The organism is Alcanivorax sp. HI0044, from assembly GCF_001634945.1.
Map to the genome: position 1 here is coordinate 1 of NZ_LWEZ01001585.1, position 997 is coordinate 997.

Consider the following 997-nt stretch of genomic DNA (forward strand, 5'->3'; position numbering starts at 1 on the left):
GATTCCAGATGCCGGCGGCCACGATCAACAGGGTGCCGATGATGGTGGTCAGCACCAGGGTCTCGCCCCAGAACATCCAGCCGAGCAACGCAGCCCAGATCACGGAGGAGTAGTTATAGACGCCCACCTGACCGGGTCGGGCAATCTGGTAGGCGGTGGTCATGGCATATTGCCCGCCTGTGGCCACCAGGCCGATGGCGAGAAGCCAGAGGTAATCGGTGCCTGCGGGCAGGGTGGTGGCCCATAGTAAAGGCAGAGACGAAAACAGTGTGGCAAAGAGCGCAAAGTAGAACACCACACGCTGGGCGGGCTCGGAAACCGCCATGCGACGGATGCTGACCTTGGCGATACTCATGATGGCCGCGCCGGCCAGCGCTACCCACATGACCGGGTCAATATGACCCTGCCCGGCGCGCATGATGATAGCAACGCCGATAAAGCCGGCGACGATGGCCAGCCAGGTGTGCAGACCGATCCGTTCACTGAGCCATAACCAGGCGATGATCGGTAGGAAAAACGGCACCGTCATTTTGACCAGTACCGCCTCTGCCAGGGCAATATGCCCAATGGCGTAAAAGAAACAAAACATGGCGCTCACGCCGGTGAAAGCACGGATCAGGTGCAGATGCACAAAGCGGGTTCGTAGCTGACCAAAACCACCGCGGGTGGCGATGATCGGCAGCAGGAACATCAGCCCGAACAGGTTGCGTGCAAACACGATGACCTCGGTGTCGAGGTGATCAGACAGGTGCTTGATCATGGCAGCCATCACCGCCAGAAGGCCTTCACCGAGTATCAGCAGCAAGGCACCCTTCAAGGGTTGGTCATTCATTGGTGAGGCGTCCGGGGTGGAGGAGTGAAGGGGCGAAGAAAAACGGCCAGACAGCTCGAACCGGATAACGTGTTCGCTGGCATGTTCGTGACCTGCTAGCCTTGAGCGTGAAGCTCGGCCCGCATACGTTCAGGCTTCGGCCAATCGGGCCGGCATTCTACCGCT

Annotated in this window: 1 protein-coding gene; it reads right to left on the minus strand. The window is 59.6% G+C overall.

All coding sequences use genetic code 11. The features are described from left to right. Window positions 1–832: DMT family transporter (locus tag A3730_RS24055; RefSeq protein WP_063539133.1), on the minus strand; the 832-nt coding region annotated here is incomplete at its 3' end. Window positions 833–997 lie beyond the last annotated feature (165 nt).